This window comes from Cryobacterium adonitolivorans (assembly GCF_004402695.1).
GTDB lineage: Bacteria > Actinomycetota > Actinomycetes > Actinomycetales > Microbacteriaceae > Cryobacterium > Cryobacterium adonitolivorans.
In genome coordinates this window covers 47746-67113 of record NZ_SOFL01000016.1, presented here as the reverse complement: position 1 = coordinate 67113, position 19368 = coordinate 47746, and the positions used below count along the sequence as shown (strand labels likewise).

Here is a 19368-nt window from a genome sequence, read left to right as displayed (position 1 = left end):
GGGTCACGGCCATCGTGTTGATCCGGTCGTAGGCGGCCTTGGTGTCGTGGGCGGTGCCGTACCAGTGCAACCAGCCCATCCCATCCGGGGCGGCCTCCCAGTAGCTGCGTCGCTCAGCAAGGGCGTTCTTGTTCCGGGTGATGATCGACTCCGGGTGCTGCTTTTCTCGCACCCGGCGGGCCTTGTCGGTGAACCGGCCCACCGGCAGGGTCTTCGCCGCCGGGAGGACGGCTTGCTCGAACGCTTCCTGGTCGTCGGTGGGGAGGGTGCGCATCTGGTCGACGAGCGCGGTGGCGTGGCGGTAGCTGATCTGCCCGGTGGAGAGGGCGTCGAAGGTGGCCGGGGCGGACATCAGCCAGAGGGATTGCTCCATCATTCGCTCGACCGTGCGCTCGGCTACGCGCAGGAGGCAGGCGGTCTCACTCACGATGGTGCGGCGGGCCACGTCCCGGTCCTCCCACCGGCTGTACGCGGCCGCGCGGGCTTGATCCTGGGTCAGGGTGGCCGCATTCACGTCGGCCAGCCGGATGCTTTCCGGGTTGCCGTGCAGGCGGGAGGAGACCTGCGGGTCCTCACTCCAACCCTGCAGATCGACAAGGAACTCGGCCTGCCGGGCCTGCGCGTGCGCGATGACGCGGGCCTGGGCCGCGATCAGTTCAGTGCGGCGGGCCAGCTCCGAGCAGACCAACTCGTCCAGGGCAGGGTCGGGGACGTAAGGCTCAAAAGCGGTGGGTTCGGTTGGGGTGGGCTGGGTTGGCCCGGCTTCGGCCGGGTCGACACGGGAGGGGGTGGATCCAGGTGGAGCGGGCTCCGGAGAGTAGTCGTCATCGTCCGGAGCGGGCGGTGGTGCCTGGTCGGGGCTACTCATAGTGAGATCGTCTCACCTGCCACTGACACTGCACCCGCCCGCGGACGCATCCGGGCCAAGACATCCGCGAGCCGTGAGAAAAGCCCCACAAATCAAGAAATTCTGGTGCTTAGCTCACAGTTCGCGAGGGGGGTCCGCGATCGCGGCCACCCCGCTGGTACTGGGGATTCTTATGGACGGCGACCTCTAGGGCTACGCCATCCTCAAGCGGGTGGGCGAGCTCAGTGGCGGCAGCATGCAGTGGACCGACGGGATGCTCTACCCGCTGTTGCACCGCCTCGAGCGTCTCGGTTACGTGACCTCGCTGTGGGGTACGTCCGAGGCCGGCCGCCGGCGCAAGCACTACGCCATCACCGCCTCGGGCCGCGAACAGCTGGCCGAGCGGCAGGAGCAGTGGACCGTGGTGACGGATGCCCTGCGCCGAGTCTGGCAGAACCTTCCCCGGCCGTCGGCCGCGACGGAGGGGTGGGCCTGATGGACCTCGACGCCGACCTCGAAGCCGAGATCGACCGGTGGCGCGGCTATGTGCAGCGGCGCCAGGCCATCGCCACCGCCCACGTGGAGGAACTGGCAGACCACCTGCGGGAGCAGATCGAAGATCTGCTGGCCACCGGGCTCGACCACGACGAGGCCTTCCTCGTGGCGATCAAACGGCTGGGCAACCTCGACGCCGTCTCCCGCGAATTCGCTCGCGAGCACTCCGAGCGGCTCTGGAAACAGCTCGTGCTGGTGCCCGATGACGCCGACGACGGCCGCGCGCCGGCCTGGCAGGAACTCGCTGTGGTGGTCGGTTTCGCCCTCGGCGCGGGCCTGGCTCACCGTCGGGTTCCTGCGCGGGCGACGCCCGTTCTCGGCGCTCGAGCGCTGGCAGACCCGGTACCTGCCGGCCTACGGGGTCTGGGGGCTGGTTGTGGTCGCAGTCTTCCCGCTGGTCTTCGGCTTCGCCTGACCCGACCGGCTACGCGGTGGGGGTCGCCGGGCTGGATGACCAGCCGGCGGCCTGCAGCTGCTCGAAGCCGTCCAGGAGCAGGTCGAGCGCGAACTCGAACTCGAATTTGTCGTCGCAGCCGTGCGCCACGACCGAATCGTCGTGGGCGGCCGCATTGCTGATCTGCAGGATCTGGGGGTACCGCTCCGTCATCGCCTGTATTTGTGCAACCTGGGCGGCGGGGTCGGCGGGCGGCTGGGCGGGGTCGGCGGATGCGTCGAAGAGCTCCTGGGTGAACCCCCACATGCGGCTGCCCATGGCGTGCATAACGTGGTGGGTGAGGTCCACCGTGAACCCGCCGGCCAGGAATATCCCGATCGTGGACTCCAGATAGTCCAGCACGGCCGGGGTGGGCGTGGTGCGCGATTCGAGCACCGACCGGGCCCACGGATGCCGCAGCAGCATCTGGCGTGCCGAGAGCACCCGCAGGCGCACCGCCGTCTTCCATTCGGCGTCCCGGGCCGGCGGGTCGATCTCGGCGACGATGACCTCGACCATCCCGTCGAGAAGCTCGTCCTTGTTCGCGACGTGCTTGTACAGCGCCATCGGCACCACACCGAGCTCCTCGGCCAGACGGCGCATGCTCAGCGCCTCGATGCCGACCTGATCGGCCAGCCCGACGGCGGCCTGCAGCACGCGATCACGGTTGAGGCGCACCCGCGGGGCCACCAGAACTTGAGCCATTGTGGTTCCTTCGGACGAGATCAGCCATGCCCATTGACAGGAGTACAGCGTACACCTTAGGGTCAGTGCATCCGAGTGTACGCTGTACACCTTTACCCTGAAGGAGCCCCCATGTCTCCCACTCGCCGTACCGCGATTCTCGCCGGCGTCTTCTTTCTCCTCACCGAAGTCGGCGCGATCGTCGGCCGTCTGCTCTATGCCCCGGTGCTGAACACGCCCGGCTATGTCCTGGGCGCCGGACGCGACTCGATGGTGGCCGTCGGGGTGCTGTTCGAGGTCGTGCTCGTAATCGCCGTGGTCGGCACTGCCGTGGTCCTCTATCCGGTTCTGCGCCGCCAGAGCCCGGCGCTGGCCCTGGCCTACGTTGCCGCCCGCATCCTCGAAGCCGCGATCATCATGCTCGGCACGATCAGCCTGCTCACCGTGCTGATGCTGCGGCAGCAGCCTCCCGGTGTCGACGACGGTGCGCTCGAGGCCGTCGCGGCCGGGCTGCTGGCCCTGCAGGACGGCACGCTTCTGTTCGGTCCCGGCTTCGCGCTCGGCGTCGGCTCGATCCTCCTGGCGTCGCTCATGTACGCCTCCCGCCTGGTGCCTCGCGTCATCGCGGTGCTTGGCCTGGCCGGCGGGGCGATCATCACCCTCTCGACGGTGCTGGTGATCTTCGGCCTGTACGGCCAGTTCTCCCCGATCGGGCTGCTCGTGGCGCTGCCCGTGTTCGCCTGGGAGGTGTCGCTCGCGCTGTGGCTCGTCCTCAAGGGCTTCAACACCGCCGCGCTCGAGTGGATGGCACGCGTGGGCGCCGATCACGTGGAGGTGACCCCATGAGGGCCGCGGTGTACCGGCGGTTCGGCTCAGCCGACGTGGTCTCGGTCGAGGAGATCCCGACCCCGAAACCCGGTCCGGAGGAGGTGCTCATCCGGGTGCTCGCGAGCACGGTGAGCGCCGCCGACCACCGGGCCCGCTCCCATGACATACCGAAGGGGCTCGGTCTCCTGGCCGGGGTCGGGCTGGGGTTCTTCCAGCCTCGCCGGCGAGTGCTCGGCATGGACGCCGCCGGGGTTGTCGAAGCCGTGGGGGAGAAGATCACCAGGTTCACCCCCGGCGACGAGGTCATCGCGATGCTCGGCGCGAAGTTCGGCGGTCACGCCGAGTTCGCCCGGATCGGGCGGGACGGACCGATCACGGCCAAGCCGGCCAACCTGGGTTTCGCCGAGTCCGTCGCGCTCGTCTTCGGCGGCATCACGGCGCGGGCGTTCCTGAACCGTACCGACATCCATCCCGGCACGCGGGTGCTGGTCAACGGGGCATCAGGAGCGGTCGGCACCGCGGCGGTGCAACTGGCCACGGACCTCGGTGCGCACGTGACCGCGGTCTGCGCGGCGCGGAACGCCGGCCTGGTCACCGCCTTAGGCGCCGACAGGGTGATCGACTACGAAAGCTCGGACTTCACGACCGAACCCGACACCTACGACGTCATCATGGACTGCGTCGGCAACGCGTCCTTCGACAGGGTGCAGCAGCTGATCACCCCCGGCGGAGCCCTGTTGGCCGTCATCACCGATCTCAACGGTCTCCTGCGCGCGAAGTCCCGCACTCGCACGAGCGGAAAGCTGGTCAGCGCCAGCGGCGTGGACTGCCGGACGGAAGACCTTCGGTTTCTCGTGGGCCTCGCGGAGCAGGGCGGCCTGCGGCCGGTCATCGACCGCAGCTATGACCTCTCCGAGATTGTGGCCGCGCACCGTTTCGTCGACGCCGGCCACAAGCGGGGCAGTGTCGTGCTGCGCATTGCCGGACCGGCCTAGACCGGGCTCAGACCAACGCAGCCAGGGCCTCCCGGGCGCGTTGCATCGACGAACTGAGCCCCCACCTGTCCGACAAGCGCTCCAGCTCGGCAGCCTGCTCGGGCGTGGTCGGGCGGATGCGGGCGTCAAAGTCCGGCAGCTTCAGGTCGCGAACGACATTCACCACCGCCGGGGCCACCGTGAGGTAGTCCGCGGCGGCGAGGATCTTCGTGCGCGCGGCCGCGCCCAGCGGGGTACCCGGGTCGGCCGCCGCCGCCACGATCCCATCGAGGTCGCCGTACTCGGCCAGCAGCGCGGCCGCGGTCTTCTCGCCCACCCCGGCCACGCCGGGCAGGCCGTCGGAAGCGTCGCCGCGCATCGCGGCAAAGTCGGCGTACTGCGCCGGGGTGACGCCGGTCTTGGCCGTCAGGGTCGCGTCGGTCAGAAGCTCCAGCCGGGCCATGCCGCGGCCGGTGTAGATCACCCGCACGTCGCGGGAGTCGTCGACGAGCTGGAAGAGGTCCCTGTCGCCGGTGATGATGTCCACCGGGATCGACGCGTGTGAGGCGAGGGTGCCGATCACGTCGTCGGCCTCGTGGTGGGCGGCGCCGATGATCGGGATGCCCAGCGCCGTGAGAACCTCGCGGATGATCGGCACTTGCGGGGTGAGCAGGTCGGGCACGACCTCGATCGCGGGGTCGGCATCCACCGAAGGCTCCGCGGTGACCCGGTGGGTTTTGTAGGTGGGAATGAGGTCGACCCGCCACTGCGGCCGCCAGTCGTCGTCCCAGCAGGCCACGATCTCGGTGGGCTGGAACTCGGTGGCGAGCCGGGCGATCATGTCGAGCAGCCCGCGCACGGCGTTCACCGGCTCCCCGGTGGGGGCGCGCACCGAGTCCGGCACGCCGTAGAACGCGCGGAAATACAGGGAGGCGGTGTCGAGGAGCATCCGGCGCTCGGGTTGAGTGGTCACGGCCGCATCTTGCCACACCTAGGGAGCCGGCGCAGGGGACGGCTGGCCGCTAGTGGGGCCGGGCCGCTAGTAGTGCTGGGCCGCTAGTGGGGCTGGGCCACCAGGGCCTCAGCGGAGATGCTGCGGTTCACCACGCCCTCGGCCGCCGCTCGCAGGCTGACCTCGTGCGTGCGGGCGTACTCGCGGAGGGCGTCGAAGGCCTCGCTCATGGTGCAGGAGCGCACCTGGGCGAGAACGCCTTTGGCCTGCTCCACGAGAATTCGGGTGTCCAACGCGAGGTGGAGCTGGGCGGCCACGAGCTCGGGCTGGCGAAAACTGCGCTCGTGCAGGATGCCGACTGTCGCGACATCCGCCAGGGCCTGGGCGAGCTGCGCATCGCGCTCGCTGAGGGCGCCGGCCTCCGTGCTCAACAGGTTCATCGCGCCGATGACCTCGCCGTGCAGCCGGAGCGGGGTGGCGTGGGCCGCCCGAAACCCCTGGTCGAGGGCTGTGCGGCGAAACCGCGGCCAGTCGCGGGCGTCCGCGTCGATTTCGGGAACGCTCACCACCGAACCGGTCTTGTAGGAGTCGATGCACGGGCCGGCGCCGGCGGCGACGATCATGACCTCGACGATTTCGGCCTCTTCGCTGGTCGAGGCCACCAGTTCGAGCATCCCTGAACCATCGGCCAGGAGGATGCCGCCCGCCTGTACGTCGAGAAGCTGGGTGCAGGTGTATACGAGGGTCGACAGCAGATCTACAACGTCGTAGTCGGCGACCAGGGAGCCGGCCACGCGCACAAAGGCATCGTTGATTCTCTCTTCACGGGTGTTGTCAGCCGCGTGGCTTATGACGTGCATGTCTACCTACTCCGGGAGTTCTGCGAAATTGAGGCGCCGGCTGACGACGGCGTGGGAAATATCTTGGACGGTGTATCCGCTAGAAAAAGCGTAGGCCCGTATTCGTGAGAAAGCATCCGTTGCGCTGATATCCAGCTGACCAAGAACCATCCCGGTCGCCTGGTGAATCTCCCGCCGCGATTCGATCGGTGCCTCGCCGTCTTGCGATTCGTGCTCGGCCAGGACGATCGCGCGGCGGAAGGCGGGCCCGGCGATGGCGCTGCACAAGGATGCGCCGAGCTTGGCAGCCTGATCATCGAGGGCCCCGGCGGTGGTGCGGTAACAGGTGACCGTGCCGGTGCAGGCTGCACCCAGCATGAGGGGAAAGGTGAAGATGGCGCCCACGGTGAGCTCGGCCGTGCTCCGCAGGAATGCCGGCCACCGGTCGGCCAGGGCGAGGTCGGGAACCGAAACGAGCAGCGCGGTCCTGAACGCATCGAACGATGGGCCTTCACCCAGGTCGAATTGCATTTCCTCCAACCGGGCGGCCGTGGGGTCGGTGGCGTGGATCAGCGAGGCACGGCGGTCCTGATCCATCACCGAAATGGCCGCACCGGTGATCGGCAATAGCTCCAGAAACGGGGAGGCCAGCTGCCCGCCCGTCATTCGGGGTGTCCCCGAGACTTCACTCATCAGCACCGCCAGCCGTGTCCATAGTCACTATCAAAAAGGGCACGTGTCATCGTAACGAATCCAAACCTAACTCAACGTTAGTCCTGTCTGGCGTCGGTCGACCAGTCCTACCGGCTGCGACAACGAATGCCCGGCGGTACCCTCAGTACTCTCGACCCGCAGTGGCCGATGGTGCCGCCCCCCTCACGGAAGGTTCATCCAATGTCTCAGGCCTCTCCGGTTCCGGAAGTACCCGGCGCAGCCCACGATGGTCGCGGGGAAACGCAGGATGAGCGCCTGGATCGAAACTGGAATGAGCTGCTCCAGGAGCTCAGGGTCATCCAAACGGGCACCCAGATTCTCACCGGATTCCTGCTGGCCGCGGTCTTCCAGTCCCGGTTCGAAGACCTCGATGCGTTTCAGCGCAACATGTATCTGGTCCTAGTGGTCACCTCGGTCCTGACGACGTTGGTGGGCCTGGCGCCGGTGAGCCTGCATCGAGTGCTGTTCCGCAAACATGCGAAGGGCCGGATCATTCGGTACACCGACTATTTCGTGCAGGCCACTCTCGCGGGGGTCGCCATCACGGTCGCCGGCATCGGGCTGCTCATCTTCGACCTGGTACTCGGCAGGGCCTGGGGCGTGGCTTTCGCGGTCTTCATCCTCGTCGTGGTCGTGGTGCTCTGGATTGTGGTGCCGCGCGCCATCCGTCGTTCGGCGTAGGACGGGACACGAGCACGATGGCAACAAGAGCGATATGGTCGAGCCATCATGAGACTGGGACCGCACCTTAGCCGCGTCGGCAACGACATCGTGGCCGTCTACCTCGTCGACACTCCCGACGGGGTGACCGTGATCGATGCCGGCCTAGCCGGCCAGTGGCGGGAGCTCCTCGCCGAGCTGACCAGCATGGATTGCACCCTCGAGGAGGTGAAGGGCGTCGTTCTCACGCACGGTGACAGCGATCACCTGGGCTTCGCCGAACGACTGCGACGCGATCACGGCGTGCCGGTCTACGTTCATCCGGCCGATGCGGCCCGGGCCCAGGGCGGCGACAAGCCGGCGAATGCCCGCCAAACGATGAAGGTGGGCGCCACCCTGGGCTTCGCGGCCTACTCCCTGCGCAAGGGGGGCATGCGCACCACCTACTTGACCGAGACCGTGGACGCGCAGGACGGGGAGACGCTCGACCTGCCCGGTTCACCCCGCATCATCGGTCTGCCCGGGCATTCCGCGGGCAGCATTGCCATCCATGTGCCGATGGCCGACGCCGTCTTCGTGGGTGACGGCCTCACGACCCGCCACGTACTCACCGGTCAGATGGGGCCTCAGCCCGCACCGTTCACGGATGAGCCGGAGCTGGCGATCGCTTCGCTCCGCGCGCTCCTCCCCACGGGTGCCACCTGGGTGCTGCCCGGACACGGCACTCCATGGAACGGCGGCGTTGCGGCGGCGGTCGCCGCGGTGGAGCAGGCCGCCCGGGCCTGACGTCAACTCTGACACCATCGATGCTTGACATGACACCACCCATGGTGTCAGGATGGTGACATGGAACTTGGACCGTACGTCAACGACCTTCAGCGCCAGCTGGTGGATGCCGCGGAGAACGGCGCGGAGGACACTCGTGCCGTGGCCGAGCGACTCGCCGCCGGACTCGACGCCGCGGCGCGGCTCGTGCTCCTCGACGTTCTCTCGGCCGCTGTCGGCGAAATCACCCGCGACCTCGCACCCGGATCGGTCGACCTGCGGCTGCGCGGCCGCGAGATCGAGTTCGTCGTGACCGCGCCGAACAGCGAGCCGGACAGCGACGAGCGGGCCGACACATCCGTCGCCCTCGACGACGCGAGCACCTCGCGCACCACGCTCCGCCTGCCGGACGCCCTCAAGGCGCGGGTGGACGAAGCCGCGGCGGCTGACGGCCTGTCGGTGAACTCCTGGCTGGTGCGCGCGACGGCGGCCGCCCTGCAACCCAAGCAACGTCGATCTGCGCAGCGCACCCTGCGCACCGGCGACAATTTCGCGGGCTGGGCGCGCTAGCCCGCCCATCCCGCCAGAAACTCCAGCCACGCGCACTCGCGGGGTCGGTCCGTTGTACCCAAATTCGCCCAGCCCACAGAATTGCCTAGCCACAGAGAGGGACGCATCAGCATGCCCACCTACAACACCCCCACCCCCATCGATCTCGCCATCCACCTACCGGTCGGTGCGATCGAGGTCATCGCCAGCGACCGAACCGACACCGTCGTGACGGTCTCACCCACCAGCCCGACCAAGGCGGTCGACCGCCGCGGTGCCGAGGAGACCACGGTGGACTTCGACGGCCAGCGGCTCACGATCACCGCTCCGAAGCCCCGCTTCAGCATCATCGGCCCCAGCGAGTCGGTGGACATGCTCATCGAGCTGCCCACGGGATCGCGGCTCACAGCCGAGGTTTCGTCGGGCAATGTGCGCGCAACCGGACGCCTCGGCGCCACCCGGATCAAGTGCTCGAACGGTGCGGCCGAGGTCGACACCACCGGCGACCTGTGGCTGCGCGCCGGCAACGGCAACGCCACCCTCGGTGCCGCAGAGGGAGACATCGAGATCACGGCCGACCACGGTCAGCTCCGGATCGGCACTGTCACCGGCAACGCCATCCTCAAGGCGTCGCACGGCAACATCACCATTGGAGAATCCGGCGGCGACCTCGACGCGAAGCTCTCCTACGGTGACCTCGAGATCACCCGGGCGCTCGCCGCCGTGTCGGCGAAGACCGCCTACGGCAGCATCCAGTTGGGGGAGATCTCCAGCGGGGCGGTGCAGGTAGAGAGCGGCTTCGGCCAGATCAACATCGGCGTGCGCGAGGGCGTTCCCGCCTGGCTCGACCTGGCCTCCAAAAACGGACGCTTGCGCAACGAACTCGCCGGCGACAGCGTCCCCGGCCCGTCCGAGCAGACCGTCGCGGTGCGTGCGCGCACAGCGTTCGGCGATATCAGCATCCACCGCGCGCGCTGAGCGCGCACCCGAGTGAAGGGAAGAACATCATGACCACCACCGCAATCGCCGTGCAGGGACTGCGCAAGTCCTACGGCACCAAGACCGTGCTCGACGACGTCGACCTCACCGTGAACGCGGGCACCGTGACCGCGCTGCTCGGCCCGAACGGCGCCGGCAAGACCACCACCGTGCACATCCTCTCCACGCTCGTGCGCCCGGATGCCGGCACCCTCACTGTCGCGGGATGCGACGTCGTGCGCGACCCCGACGGCGTGCGCGCCGCAATCGGCCTCACCGGCCAATTCTCCGCGGTCGACGGCCTGCTCACCGGCGAGGAAAACCTCCTGCTGATGGCTCGGCTGCGCCACCTCGGCGCGAAGCGCTCGAAGACCCGGGTGGCCGAGCTGCTCGAGCAATTCGACCTTGTCGAGGCCGCGCGCAAGCCGCTCGCGACCTACTCCGGCGGTATGCGCCGCCGCCTCGACCTCGCGATGACCCTCGTCGCGACACCGAGCGTGATCTTCCTCGACGAGCCAACCACGGGCCTGGATCCGCGCAGTCGGCACACGATGTGGGACATCGTGCGCGGCCTGGTGCTAGAGGGCACCACGGTGCTGCTCACGACCCAGCACCTCGAGGAGGCGGACCAGCTCGCGGACCACATCGCGGTGCTCGACGGCGGCCGCATCGTCGCCGACGGCACGCCAGACGAACTCAAGAGGCTCGTTCCGGGCGGTCACATCCGGCTCCGGTTCGCGGATGCCGCGGCGCTCGACGCCGCCGCCGGCCTGCTTGACGGCTCAGCTCGTGACGGCTCTGCTCGTGACGGCTCTGCTCGTGACGGCTCTGCTCGAGACAACGCCGGGCTCACGCTCACCGTGCCAAGCGCCGGCGGTGTCGGCGCGCTGCGCAGCGTCCTGGACCGCCTCGATGCGGCTCATCTCGAGGTCGACGACGTCAGCATCCACACCCCGGATCTCGACGACGTGTTCTTCGCGCTGACCGGCACGAAGGATCAATCCGGCGGGGTCGACACGAAAGGAACAGAGTCATGACCACCATCACAGCCCAGCGCCCGCCCATGCAGGGCACCCATCATCAGTCCTACGTCGTCACCGACGCGATCACGATGCTGCGTCGCAACCTGCTGCACATGATCCGTTACCCCGGCCTGTCGGTGTTCACCATCGTGGGTCCTGTGGTGATCCTGCTGATGTTCGTCTTCGTCTTCGGCGGCACCCTCGGGGCCGGCCTGCCGGGCGTGGACCCGGCCGGCGGCCGCGAGGCGTACCTCGCCTACGTGATGCCGGGCATCCTGGCGATCACCATCGCCGGCACCGCCGGTGGCACCGCCACGACGGTCTCGATGGACATGACCGAGGGAATCACCGCGAGGTTCCGAACCATGGCGATCTCTCGCGCGGCGGTACTCGCCGGGCACGTGCTCGGCAACACCATCCAGGCGATCATCGCCGTGGCGCTGGTGCTCGGCGTGGGTGTGCTGATCGGTTTCCGGCCGACCGCGACCCCCATCGAATGGCTCGCTACCTTCGGCCTGATCGCGCTCATCGCATGTGCCATCACCTGGATTGCCGTGGGGATGGGGATGCAGGCCAAGTCGGTGGAGACGGCGAGCAATTTGCCTCTCCTGCTGGTCCTACTGCCGTTCCTCGGCAGTGGCTTCGTGCCGACCGACTCGATGCCAGCGGGTCTGCAATGGTTCGCGGAGTACCAGCCGTTCACCCCCATCGTCGAGACCTTCCGCGGCTTGCTGCTCGGCACCCCGCTCGGCTGGAACGCAGTGCTCGCGGTCGCCTGGTGCGTCGTGATCACGGTCATCGGCTACGTCTGGTCGATGGTCATCTACGAGCGCAAGTCGGTGCGCCCCTAAGGCCCCGCCGCCCGCTCGAGCGTGCCCAGCGCACGCTCGAGCGGGCTAAGCAGCCGGTGCCATTGCCAATGTGAGTGGTACCGGGGTTGGCTAGGGGTGTGAACTCCTCGACGAAGCCCCGGTCCGCGGTACTCCTCGACATCGACGGAACCCTCGTCGAATCGAACTAACTCCACATCGACGCCTGGGATCGAGCCTTCGTCGCCGTCGGGCATCCGGTGGAGGTATGGCGCATCCACCGTGCCATCGGCATGGACTCCGGCATGTTGCTGCAACACCTGCTCGGCGACGACGTCGCCGACGCGGTCGGGGAGGGAGTTCTACCTGCCGTCGACCGAGCGCCTCCGGCCGCTTCCGGGCGCTCTAGAACTCCTCGCCGCCGTGACCTCGTCGGCAGACGTCGAGATCGACGTCGCCGGCCTGTAGGCCGAGCTGATGACCGGACTCGGCGACGCCAGATTCGGTGCGGCGGGCGGCGACCTGGGCAGTCACGTGAGCCGCTATCTCGCACTGGATCATCCCGACCGGGTCGTGGCGGTGCACCGCACGGATGCGGGCCTGCCTCTCTTCTGGGGCGATCCCGCCGACCTCGCCCTGGAGGAAGGTGCCTGGTTGCGATCCGGCGCGGCCTGGGGAGCGGCCGAGGGCGCCTACGCGGCGATGCACCGCAGCAAGCCACAGACGGCGGCGGTCGGGCTCACCGATTCGCCGGCGGGGCTCGCCGCCTGGATCGTCGAGAAGCTGCGGGCCTGGAGTGACTGCGCCGGCAACCTCGAGAGCGCCTTCAGCACGGACGAGATCCTCACCAACCTCACCATCTACTGGCTGACCGGCACGATCGGCTCCTCGATGCGCACGCGGTGGGCATTTCGCCCTGTTCGAAGAGCCCGAGCTCTACGCCCAGGAGCTGCGCGAGTTCTTCCGCCCCTATCGGTGATGCGTCCCATAGCCTGAGCGGGTGATCAGAGTCTCGGCGGAGGGCAATACGGGCGTGGAACATATTTTGGTGTGCGGACCGGTGTCGTGGAACATCCTCGTCTACCTCGATCAGCTGCCGGAGCCGCGCCCGCACGTCGCGTTCGCCCTGGAGGATTTCGAGACCGTGGGCGGCACCTCCGCGGGAAAAGCGCTGCACCTGGCCGGGCTCGGCCGCGCGGTCGCGTGCCAGACGCTGCTCGGCGACGATGTCGCGTCAGGCCGGGTGCGCTCCGTGCTCGAGCAGGCGGGGATCCAGGTGACTGCGCCGGTTGTCCCCGGCGCCGGCGAACGGCACCTGAATCTCATGACCCGTGCGGGGGAAAGGGTGTCCGTGTACCTCTCGGTGCCGTCGTTCATCGAACCCGACGGCGCCCAGTTCACCGCGCTGACCCGGGGCGCCGCGGCCCTGGTGATGGACCTCTCGGAAACGTCCCGAGCATTGCTCCCCAGGGCCAGTGCTGCCGGCGTTCCCATCTGGACCGACGTCCATGACTACGACGGCCGGTCCGAGTTTCACGAGCCATTCATCCAGGCGGCCGACTACATTTTCATGAACGCCGACGGGATGAGCGACCCGTCGGCATTCATGCGTGCCCGGGTGGAGGCCGGTGCCACGGCGGTCGTGTGCACCCTCGGCGCCGCCGGCGCCATGGCATTCGACGCCGAGGGGCAGCACCGGGTGGCAGCCGTACCGGTGGAGGTTCGGGACACCAACGGTGCCGGTGATGCGTTCTTCGCGGGCTTCCTCCACGCCACCCTGACCGGCGCCTCCACGACGGCGGCGCTCGCCGCTGCTGCCGACCAGGCCGCCGTTGCTCTGGGCACGAAGCATCTGCACCCGGCACTCGAGGAGATGCTTCCCTAGCTCGCGAAAACTGTGTGTCCGTCGGCTTGCCCTCATTCGGACGAGTTGCGCCGCTGCGCCGGGGCAACTCGTCCGGAGGGGGGGGGGGCAACTCGCGGGGCCAGGACGCGCCTACCCCTGCGAGAAGTCGTTCGGCTCGAGGTCCGCGATGCGTCGTGCGTGGTCCTGCAGGTCTGCGTCGCTCATCTGGTGACCGCCATCGGCGAAGCGCTGGCGCAACGCGACCAAGACCTGGGCCTCGTCGTGGCCGGCCAGGTCCGCTTCCTGTTGTAGCAGAATGCCCGCCACCTTGTCGTCTTCGGTCGTGTCGTGCTGGGCCTGAATCGGTTCGTCCTGGGTGTCGCCGGTCATGCTGTCCTCCGCTCGCAGGAACTCGTGGGGTCCATTGTGCCTCACGGTGCTCCGCATCCGCGCAGGAAAATCCGCAGTGCGTGGCCGTGCTGTGTCATGCTCGGAAGCGTCCGGTGCCACGATGGCAGCCATACCTCAAGCATTGCCCTGGGAGAATCATGCGCACCAGTCTCAAGGTGAAGCTCGGCGCCGGCCTCGTCGCCCTGTCCGTGATTCTCGGTGCAGCGGGAATCGCGAACGCAGCCCCCGCCGACGAACGTTCCGCTGTGGTGAGCCTCACCAACGAGGCACGCACCCGTGAAGGCGGCATCCCGCTCATTGAGAGCGACGAACTCAACACGGTAGCTCAGGCCTGGGCTGACGAAATGGCCGCAACCGGCTACCGGCACAGTGACTCCACCTGGCGCTCCGACCGCATGTCGCCGGGCTGGGACACCCACGGTGAGAACATCGCCCAGGGCTACCCTGACGCGAACCAGGTGGTGGCGGTCTGGATCGCGTCCAGCGGCCACTACAGAAACATCATGAACGTGCAGAACACCCGCATCGGAGTGGGCTACAACCCCGCCCAGAAACTCTGGGTTCAGATCTTTGCGGGCTACCCGGCCGACCGCACTGCCGTGGCTCCTGCTCCGGTCGATGACGCCGCCGTAAACGCCGTCAAGCTGTACAAGATCGCCTACGACTCGACAATCTTCGAGATCGTCGTCGGCTCGAACAATAGCCAGACGGCCGTTCCGTTGAGTTATGCGAAGTGGCGTGACGTGTACAAACTCCGGGCCCCTGAACCGGCATCGACCGACTTCGTGAAGTACCCGTGGTCTCCCACGGTGTACGCCGTCACCTTCTGGCCGGGTGGCGAAAGCAACTGGATGTGGACGCCGCTGTCGTTCCACCAGTGGCTGACCGCCGGGCAGCCCAGCTCGGCTAACGCCGGCTGGATCAAGGGCAGCTACTACTACCAGTGGGGAACCTCCGCGGAGATCTTCGTGGAAGGCGTCGATGGCGTCAACCACAAGCTCAGCTACCCGGAGTGGGCCGACTCCGGCTTCCGCACCCAGGTTCAGCGCAGCAATGAGGGGTACCTCAAGCTGTCCTGGGCCCCCGAATTCGCTCGCATGCTCGACCTGAATACCGGGGCCGGCCGGCCCCTGGGCTACGACGAATGGCAGGCAGAGGCCTTCCCGACACCCAAGTCGGTGCAGCGGATGCCCGGGGACACGTTCTACTCCTATCGGGGCAACTCCACGGTTTGGTACGCCGGCCCCGCCATGAACCGCCCCGTGACCCTGCAGGAATGGCAGGCCGCCGGCTCACCTTCCCCGACCATTCGAGGCTGACCCGTCCGCCGCCGGACTTCGGCCGGTCACGCCCTCACACGCTGTGTTGCTGCCTACGATGAGGGCAAGCGCGTGCTGATCGTCGAAGACGAGTTCTACCGGGCCGAAGCGATCCGCGACGGCCTGGCTGGAGGCCGAGGAGCTGTTGGAGGACCTGGGAATCAGGTTTCTCGCGGACTGCTATGTGCTGCGCCTTTCCGCTGGCACCGAACGGCCCGTGCGTATCAGCGAGGCAAGCGCCGACGGGCCGACGCAGTGGTCGCGCGCGGGGTCAGTCCAACTCGGCGAGGGCGCGGCGGCTTTCCAGTCGGAGTTCCAGCTCGCTCATCACCAGGGCGGCGAGGTCCGTGAGTGTGGCGAGTTCGGCATCCGTCACCGGGCGCGGCTCGAAATCGAGCACGCACAACGTGCCCAAGTTGTGGCCGTCGATCGTGCGCAACGGCACCCCGGCATAGAACTGCAACCCGAAATCGCCGGCCACCAGCGGATTGGAGATGGCACGGGGATCGAGCCGCGCGTCTGCCACGACCCAGGGCGTGTCTTGCATGATCGCGGAGGCGCAGAGGCCGGGGACACGATCGACCTGGTCGATGTCGAGGCCGTGGTGGGACTTGAACCAGATGCGGTCGTGATCGACGATGCTGACAATAGCGATCGGCACCTCGAAGACCCGGGCGGCCATGGCGGTGATCCGGTCGAACGCGCCGTCCGGCGGCGAGTCGAGCACCTGGTACCGCTCGACGGCCCGGGTTCTCGCGGCCTCCTCGTCGAGGGCCGACCGGTCATCGCGTTCCTTGTGCCGACCGGTCTCAGCCATGATCGCCTCTTGCAGGGCGAGCACGAGGTCGTTGATCAGCGGCCGGTTGGCCGGAAGTCGGGCCGTCATCGCCACCAGAAGCGCCCGCCAGGTGGGAGGGACATCGTTGGGCACGACCGGATCCTGTCGGAGCCGGGCCAGCGCTGCAGGAATGGGCGGGCCGGGGAAGGTGACCTCGCCCGTGAAGCACTCCAGCAAGACCAGGCCGAGAGAATAAATGTCGCTGGCCGAGCTGAGCGCTTCGCCCCGGGCCTGTTCCGGGCTCAGGTAGGCGGCGGTGCCGGTGACGTTGGCGTCGGCCGCACGATCGCGCCCCTTCTCCAGGGCAATCCCGAAGTCGGTCAGTTTGGCGCGGGACCGAGTGCTGGCATCGGTGTGCTGGGCCAGCAGGATGTTGGCCGGCTTGATGTCGCGGTGCACAATCCCGCGCTGCTGGAGGTATTCGATGCCCTCGGCCAGGTCGAAGCCGATCTGGGCAATCCGCCGCGGCGTCAGCGGGCCGTCTTCGAGCTGGGCTTTGAGGTCGGCGCCCTCGACGAGTTCCATCACGATGTAGATGTGCGGACGCTCGGGTTCCGTGCGGTCCAGTCCCGCGTCGAACAGGGTGACGAGGCTGTGGTGGTTGAGCCCGGCGAGAATGTTGACCTCGTACTCTTGCACCCGGATGTCGTCTTCGGCGGTGGCCGTTGCGGCGAAAATCTTGACCGCCACATCCCGGCCCAGGGACTCATCCCGTGCTCGATAAACCGTTCCCAGGCCGCCGCGGCCGATGACGTTCATCAGCCGGTAGCGCCCGCGCAACGGAGTCAACCCAGCCAGGCTGCCGTCGGCCTCACTCAGAGTCACGCTGCTCGCCTTGCTGTTATGTCTCACATCGGAAAGCTGCCGAGATCTCGGGCTATTTCGACATCGTACGGGACGCGCAGGGGTGCACTGTACCCGATCTCGTGTTCGAACGTGAACGCGAGGTGGCTACCACCGCCCGCGGTGCCCCGAGGGCGCTCTACATCGCCACCGGCCTGACTCCGCAGTCTGACTCCGCGGTCTGACTCCGCTGCCGGGCTACATCCGCGCGTCCGGCCGCTGAAGCTGCAGCTTGCTGAAGATACCCACGGCGTTCGCGTTATGGCTTCCAGGTGCGACTAGGTTCGGACAATGGCCGCATACCGTAAGACCCTGGTAATTTTTGGCGCAGGTGGAGACCTGAGCACCCGCTTGCTTCTTCCCGGGCTCGGTCAGCTACTCGCGGCTGACCGCGACATCGAGCTCGAGCTGATTGGAGCCAGCAACGCGAAGGTCTCCACGGAAGCGTGGCAAGACATGCTTCGCACCGCCTTCGCGAAGGGCGGGGCCGAGCCGGATGCCACCGAACCGGTCGTTGCCCGCAGCCGCTACTTTGTCGCCGATGCCACCGACGCAGACGATCTGCGCCGAATCCTCGGCGAATGTGCGACCCCGCCCGCCCTGTACTTCGCGCTTCCGCCGGCCGTGACCGAGGCCAGTTGCCGGGCGCTCGACACAATCGAGCTCCCTGAGGGCACCTCGCTCGCCTTGGAAAAGCCTTTCGGCACCGACCTGGCAAGCGCGGTTTCGCTCAACCGCCTCGTCTCGCGCCTCGTGCCTGAGTCGAGGGTGCACCGCGTGGACCACTTCCTCGGCAAGTCCACGGTGCTGAACCTGCTCGGCCTTCGCTTCGCGAACCGTATCTTCGAGCAGAACTGGAACGCAGAAAACGTCGAGAAAATCGAGATCCACTACGACGAAAAACTCGGCCTCGAGAGTCGCGCCGGTTACTACGACAAGGCGGGAGCGCTCGTCGACATGATCCAAAGCCACCTCCTGCTGGTGCTTGCCCTCACCACTATGGAACCGCCGTCGACCCTCGACTCCGACGATCTGCGCGGGGCGATGGCACAAGCGCTGCGTGCGACCCACCTGTGGCCAGGCGAGCGCCACCTGGTCGCTCGCCGTGCGCGCTACACGGCCGGCACGGTTGACGGACGCGACCTGCCCTCGTACGCGGACGAGAAGGGCGTCAACCCGGCGCTCAAGACCGAGACGCTCGCGGAGATCACCCTCGCCGTTGACAATTGGCGGTGGGCCGGGGTGCCTATCGTGTTGCGCTCGGGAAAGGCCCTTGATGACACCCGCAAGGACATTGTGGTCACCTTCAGACCCGTGCCCCACCTGCCCATCGGGCTCACCGGCCCCACTGCACCCACGCGGCTGCATATCGCGCTCGACCCCAACGGGATGAAGCTCGACATCAACGTCAATGGCGAGGGCGATCCTTTTACCCTCGAAACAGTTTCACTCGAGACAGATCTCGGTGCCGGACAGCTGGACGCCTACGGCGAGGTCCTCGCGGGAATTCTTACCAGCGACCCGTCGATATCAGTGAGAGCGGATGTCGCCGAGGAATGCTGGCGGATCATCACCCCGATACTCAAGGCGTGGAAAGAGGGTGTTGTGCCGCTCGACGAGTACCCGGCAGGCAGCGCGGGCCCAGCCAGCTGGCGCTGACGACGCGTCTTGCCCAGCTGAGGTTGGTCGGCCGGTCATCCGCCGTGGGGGATCATCGAGGCTGTCGACTCAGTTATGGAGCGGATGACGGGAATCGAACCCGCGCTATCAGCTTGGGAAGCTGAAGTTCTACCATTGAACTACATCCGCGCGTCCAGGCCGCCGAAGCTGCACTGGAACCGTGCCATCCTATCAACCCTCCGCCGATAGGCTGGCACCGTGCTTCTCTCGGATCGTGACATCAAGGCCCAGATCGACGCGGAACGAATCGCGCTCGCACCCTACGACCCGGAGATGATCCAGCCGTCGAGCATCGACGTGCGGCTGGATCGTTTCTTCCGGCTGTTCGACAACCACAAGTATCCGTTCATCGACCCGGCCGTTGACCAGCCCGAACTCACCCGGCTGATCGAGGCCAAGGGTGACGAGCCGTTCATCCTGCACCCGGGCGAGTTCGTGCTCGGCGCCACCTTCGAGGCCGTCACCCTGCCCGACGACGTGGCCGCCCGCCTCGAGGGCAAGAGCTCGCTGGGCCGCCTCGGCCTGCTCACCCACTCCACCGCCGGGTTCATCGACCCGGGCTTCACCGGGCACGTCACCCTGGAGCTCAGCAACGTAGCGACCCTGCCGATCAAGCTCTGGCCGGGCATGAAAATCGGCCAGCTGTGCTTCTTCCAGCTCAGCTCGCCGTCCGAAAATCCCTACGGCTCGGCCTCCTACAGCTCCCGCTACCAGGGCCAGCGCGGCCCCACCGCCTCACGCTCACACCTCGGCTTTCACCGCACTGACGTGGGCACCACGGATGCCGGCAGCCTCGGCGGCTGATCGGCTCGCCAGCTGAGA

The 19368-nt window shown here is 67.5% G+C and carries 21 protein-coding genes, 1 tRNA gene and 2 pseudogenes; 16 read left to right on the top strand and 8 right to left on the bottom strand.

Going from position 1 to position 19368, the window contains the following annotated elements:
* Positions 1–868: pseudogene (locus E3O42_RS05855) on the bottom strand (hypothetical protein); the annotation flags it as partial.
* A gap of 199 nt (positions 869–1067) precedes the next feature.
* On the opposite strand from E3O42_RS05855, the gene E3O42_RS05850 reads away from it, so the two are divergent.
* The 3 genes and pseudogenes from E3O42_RS05850 (at position 1068) to E3O42_RS17935 (ending at position 1817) form a co-directional block, all read left to right on the top strand.
* Positions 1068–1343, top strand: coding sequence for a PadR family transcriptional regulator (locus E3O42_RS05850; protein ID WP_338144928.1), 276 nt, complete (start codon positions 1068–1070; stop codon positions 1341–1343).
* A pseudogene (locus E3O42_RS18460) lies at positions 1343–1543 on the top strand (permease prefix domain 1-containing protein); the annotation flags it as partial. The gene E3O42_RS05850 and the pseudogene E3O42_RS18460, both read left to right, overlap by 1 nt.
* A gap of 61 nt (positions 1544–1604) precedes the next feature.
* Positions 1605–1817 (top strand): hypothetical protein, encoded by a 213-nt coding sequence (locus E3O42_RS17935; RefSeq protein ID WP_166787903.1) that lies wholly within the window; start codon positions 1605–1607, stop codon positions 1815–1817.
* Positions 1818–1826: 9 nt separating this feature from the next.
* Here the strand turns inward: E3O42_RS17935 and E3O42_RS05840 are convergent, their stop codons facing one another.
* A complete protein-coding gene (locus tag E3O42_RS05840; protein WP_134453038.1) occupies positions 1827–2540 on the bottom strand; it encodes a TetR/AcrR family transcriptional regulator C-terminal domain-containing protein in 714 nt (237 codons plus the stop codon).
* A 111-nt stretch (positions 2541–2651) separates the two neighbouring features.
* Here E3O42_RS05840 and E3O42_RS05835 point away from each other — a divergent pair, with 111 nt between their 5' ends.
* The gene (locus E3O42_RS05835) at positions 2652–3365 is read left to right on the top strand and encodes a DUF4386 domain-containing protein (RefSeq protein ID WP_134453037.1); all 714 of its coding nucleotides are present in this window, start codon (positions 2652–2654) and stop codon (positions 3363–3365) included.
* The gene (locus tag E3O42_RS05830; protein ID WP_134453036.1) at positions 3362–4342 is read left to right on the top strand and encodes an NAD(P)-dependent alcohol dehydrogenase; all 981 of its coding nucleotides are present in this window, start codon (positions 3362–3364) and stop codon (positions 4340–4342) included. Before E3O42_RS05835 ends, E3O42_RS05830 begins: the two co-directional genes overlap by 4 nt.
* A gap of 7 nt (positions 4343–4349) precedes the next feature.
* On the opposite strand, the gene E3O42_RS05825 is transcribed toward E3O42_RS05830, so the two are convergent.
* From E3O42_RS05825 to E3O42_RS05815, 3 genes are all read right to left on the bottom strand, one after another.
* Positions 4350–5270 carry a 5'-3' exonuclease gene (locus tag E3O42_RS05825; RefSeq protein WP_134453044.1) on the bottom strand — a complete coding sequence of 307 codons (921 nt, stop codon included), beginning with the start codon at positions 5268–5270 and terminating at the stop codon, positions 4350–4352.
* Positions 5271–5377: 107 nt separating this feature from the next.
* Entirely contained in the window at positions 5378–6133 is a 756-nt protein-coding gene (locus tag E3O42_RS05820) for a GAF and ANTAR domain-containing protein (protein WP_134453035.1), read from the bottom strand.
* Between the two features lie 6 nt (positions 6134–6139).
* Entirely contained in the window at positions 6140–6805 is a 666-nt protein-coding gene (locus E3O42_RS05815; protein WP_134453034.1) for a GAF and ANTAR domain-containing protein, read from the bottom strand.
* A gap of 201 nt (positions 6806–7006) precedes the next feature.
* Between E3O42_RS05815 and E3O42_RS05810 the strand changes: the two genes are divergently transcribed.
* From E3O42_RS05810 to E3O42_RS05775, 8 genes are all read left to right on the top strand, one after another.
* Complete coding sequence (locus tag E3O42_RS05810) at positions 7007–7507, top strand: DUF6328 family protein (RefSeq protein WP_134453033.1); 501 nt, start codon at positions 7007–7009, stop codon at positions 7505–7507.
* A 48-nt stretch (positions 7508–7555) separates the two neighbouring features.
* On the top strand, positions 7556–8272 hold the full coding sequence (locus E3O42_RS05805; RefSeq protein ID WP_134453032.1) for an MBL fold metallo-hydrolase: 717 nt from the start codon (positions 7556–7558) through the stop codon (positions 8270–8272).
* Between the two features lie 60 nt (positions 8273–8332).
* Positions 8333–8821 carry a type II toxin-antitoxin system HicB family antitoxin gene (locus E3O42_RS05800; RefSeq protein ID WP_134453031.1) on the top strand — a complete coding sequence of 163 codons (489 nt, stop codon included), beginning with the start codon at positions 8333–8335 and terminating at the stop codon, positions 8819–8821.
* 111 nt (positions 8822–8932) lie between these two features.
* The gene (locus E3O42_RS05795; protein WP_134453030.1) at positions 8933–9778 is read left to right on the top strand and encodes a DUF4097 family beta strand repeat-containing protein; all 846 of its coding nucleotides are present in this window, start codon (positions 8933–8935) and stop codon (positions 9776–9778) included.
* A 29-nt stretch (positions 9779–9807) separates the two neighbouring features.
* On the top strand, positions 9808–10815 hold the full coding sequence (locus tag E3O42_RS05790; protein ID WP_134453029.1) for an ATP-binding cassette domain-containing protein: 1008 nt from the start codon (positions 9808–9810) through the stop codon (positions 10813–10815).
* On the top strand, positions 10812–11651 hold the full coding sequence (locus E3O42_RS05785; RefSeq protein WP_134453028.1) for an ABC transporter permease: 840 nt from the start codon (positions 10812–10814) through the stop codon (positions 11649–11651). The genes E3O42_RS05790 and E3O42_RS05785 overlap by 4 nt, the downstream gene beginning before the upstream one ends.
* 435 nt (positions 11652–12086) lie before the next feature.
* A complete protein-coding gene (locus E3O42_RS05780; RefSeq protein ID WP_198414073.1) occupies positions 12087–12605 on the top strand; it encodes a hypothetical protein in 519 nt (172 codons plus the stop codon).
* 4 nt (positions 12606–12609) lie between these two features.
* Positions 12610–13494 carry a carbohydrate kinase family protein gene (locus E3O42_RS05775; protein WP_241984661.1) on the top strand — a complete coding sequence of 295 codons (885 nt, stop codon included), beginning with the start codon at positions 12610–12612 and terminating at the stop codon, positions 13492–13494.
* 111 nt (positions 13495–13605) lie between these two features.
* Here the strand turns inward: E3O42_RS05775 and E3O42_RS05770 are convergent, their stop codons facing one another.
* The gene (locus E3O42_RS05770) at positions 13606–13845 is read right to left on the bottom strand and encodes a hypothetical protein (protein WP_134453027.1); all 240 of its coding nucleotides are present in this window, start codon (positions 13843–13845) and stop codon (positions 13606–13608) included.
* A gap of 158 nt (positions 13846–14003) precedes the next feature.
* Here E3O42_RS05770 and E3O42_RS05765 point away from each other — a divergent pair, with 158 nt between their 5' ends.
* Positions 14004–15185, top strand: a complete 1182-nt coding sequence (locus E3O42_RS05765) for a CAP domain-containing protein (protein WP_134453026.1) — start codon at positions 14004–14006, stop codon at positions 15183–15185.
* Positions 15186–15456: 271 nt separating this feature from the next.
* Here E3O42_RS05765 and E3O42_RS05760 read toward each other — a convergent pair whose 3' ends face one another.
* Positions 15457–16848: a protein kinase domain-containing protein gene (locus E3O42_RS05760; protein ID WP_241984660.1), complete on the bottom strand. Its 1392-nt coding sequence runs from the start codon at positions 16846–16848 to the stop codon at positions 15457–15459.
* A 309-nt stretch (positions 16849–17157) separates the two neighbouring features.
* On the opposite strand from E3O42_RS05760, the gene E3O42_RS05755 reads away from it, so the two are divergent.
* Positions 17158–18525 (top strand): glucose-6-phosphate dehydrogenase, encoded by a 1368-nt coding sequence (locus tag E3O42_RS05755; RefSeq protein ID WP_134453025.1) that lies wholly within the window; start codon positions 17158–17160, stop codon positions 18523–18525.
* 76 nt (positions 18526–18601) lie between these two features.
* Here the strand turns inward: E3O42_RS05755 and E3O42_RS05750 are convergent.
* Positions 18602–18675: transfer RNA gene (locus tag E3O42_RS05750), tRNA-Gly, on the bottom strand.
* Positions 18676–18744: 69 nt separating this feature from the next.
* Here E3O42_RS05750 and dcd point away from each other — a divergent pair.
* On the top strand, positions 18745–19350 hold the full coding sequence (gene dcd / locus E3O42_RS05745) for a dCTP deaminase (RefSeq protein ID WP_134453024.1): 606 nt from the start codon (positions 18745–18747) through the stop codon (positions 19348–19350).
* Positions 19351–19368 lie beyond the last annotated feature (18 nt).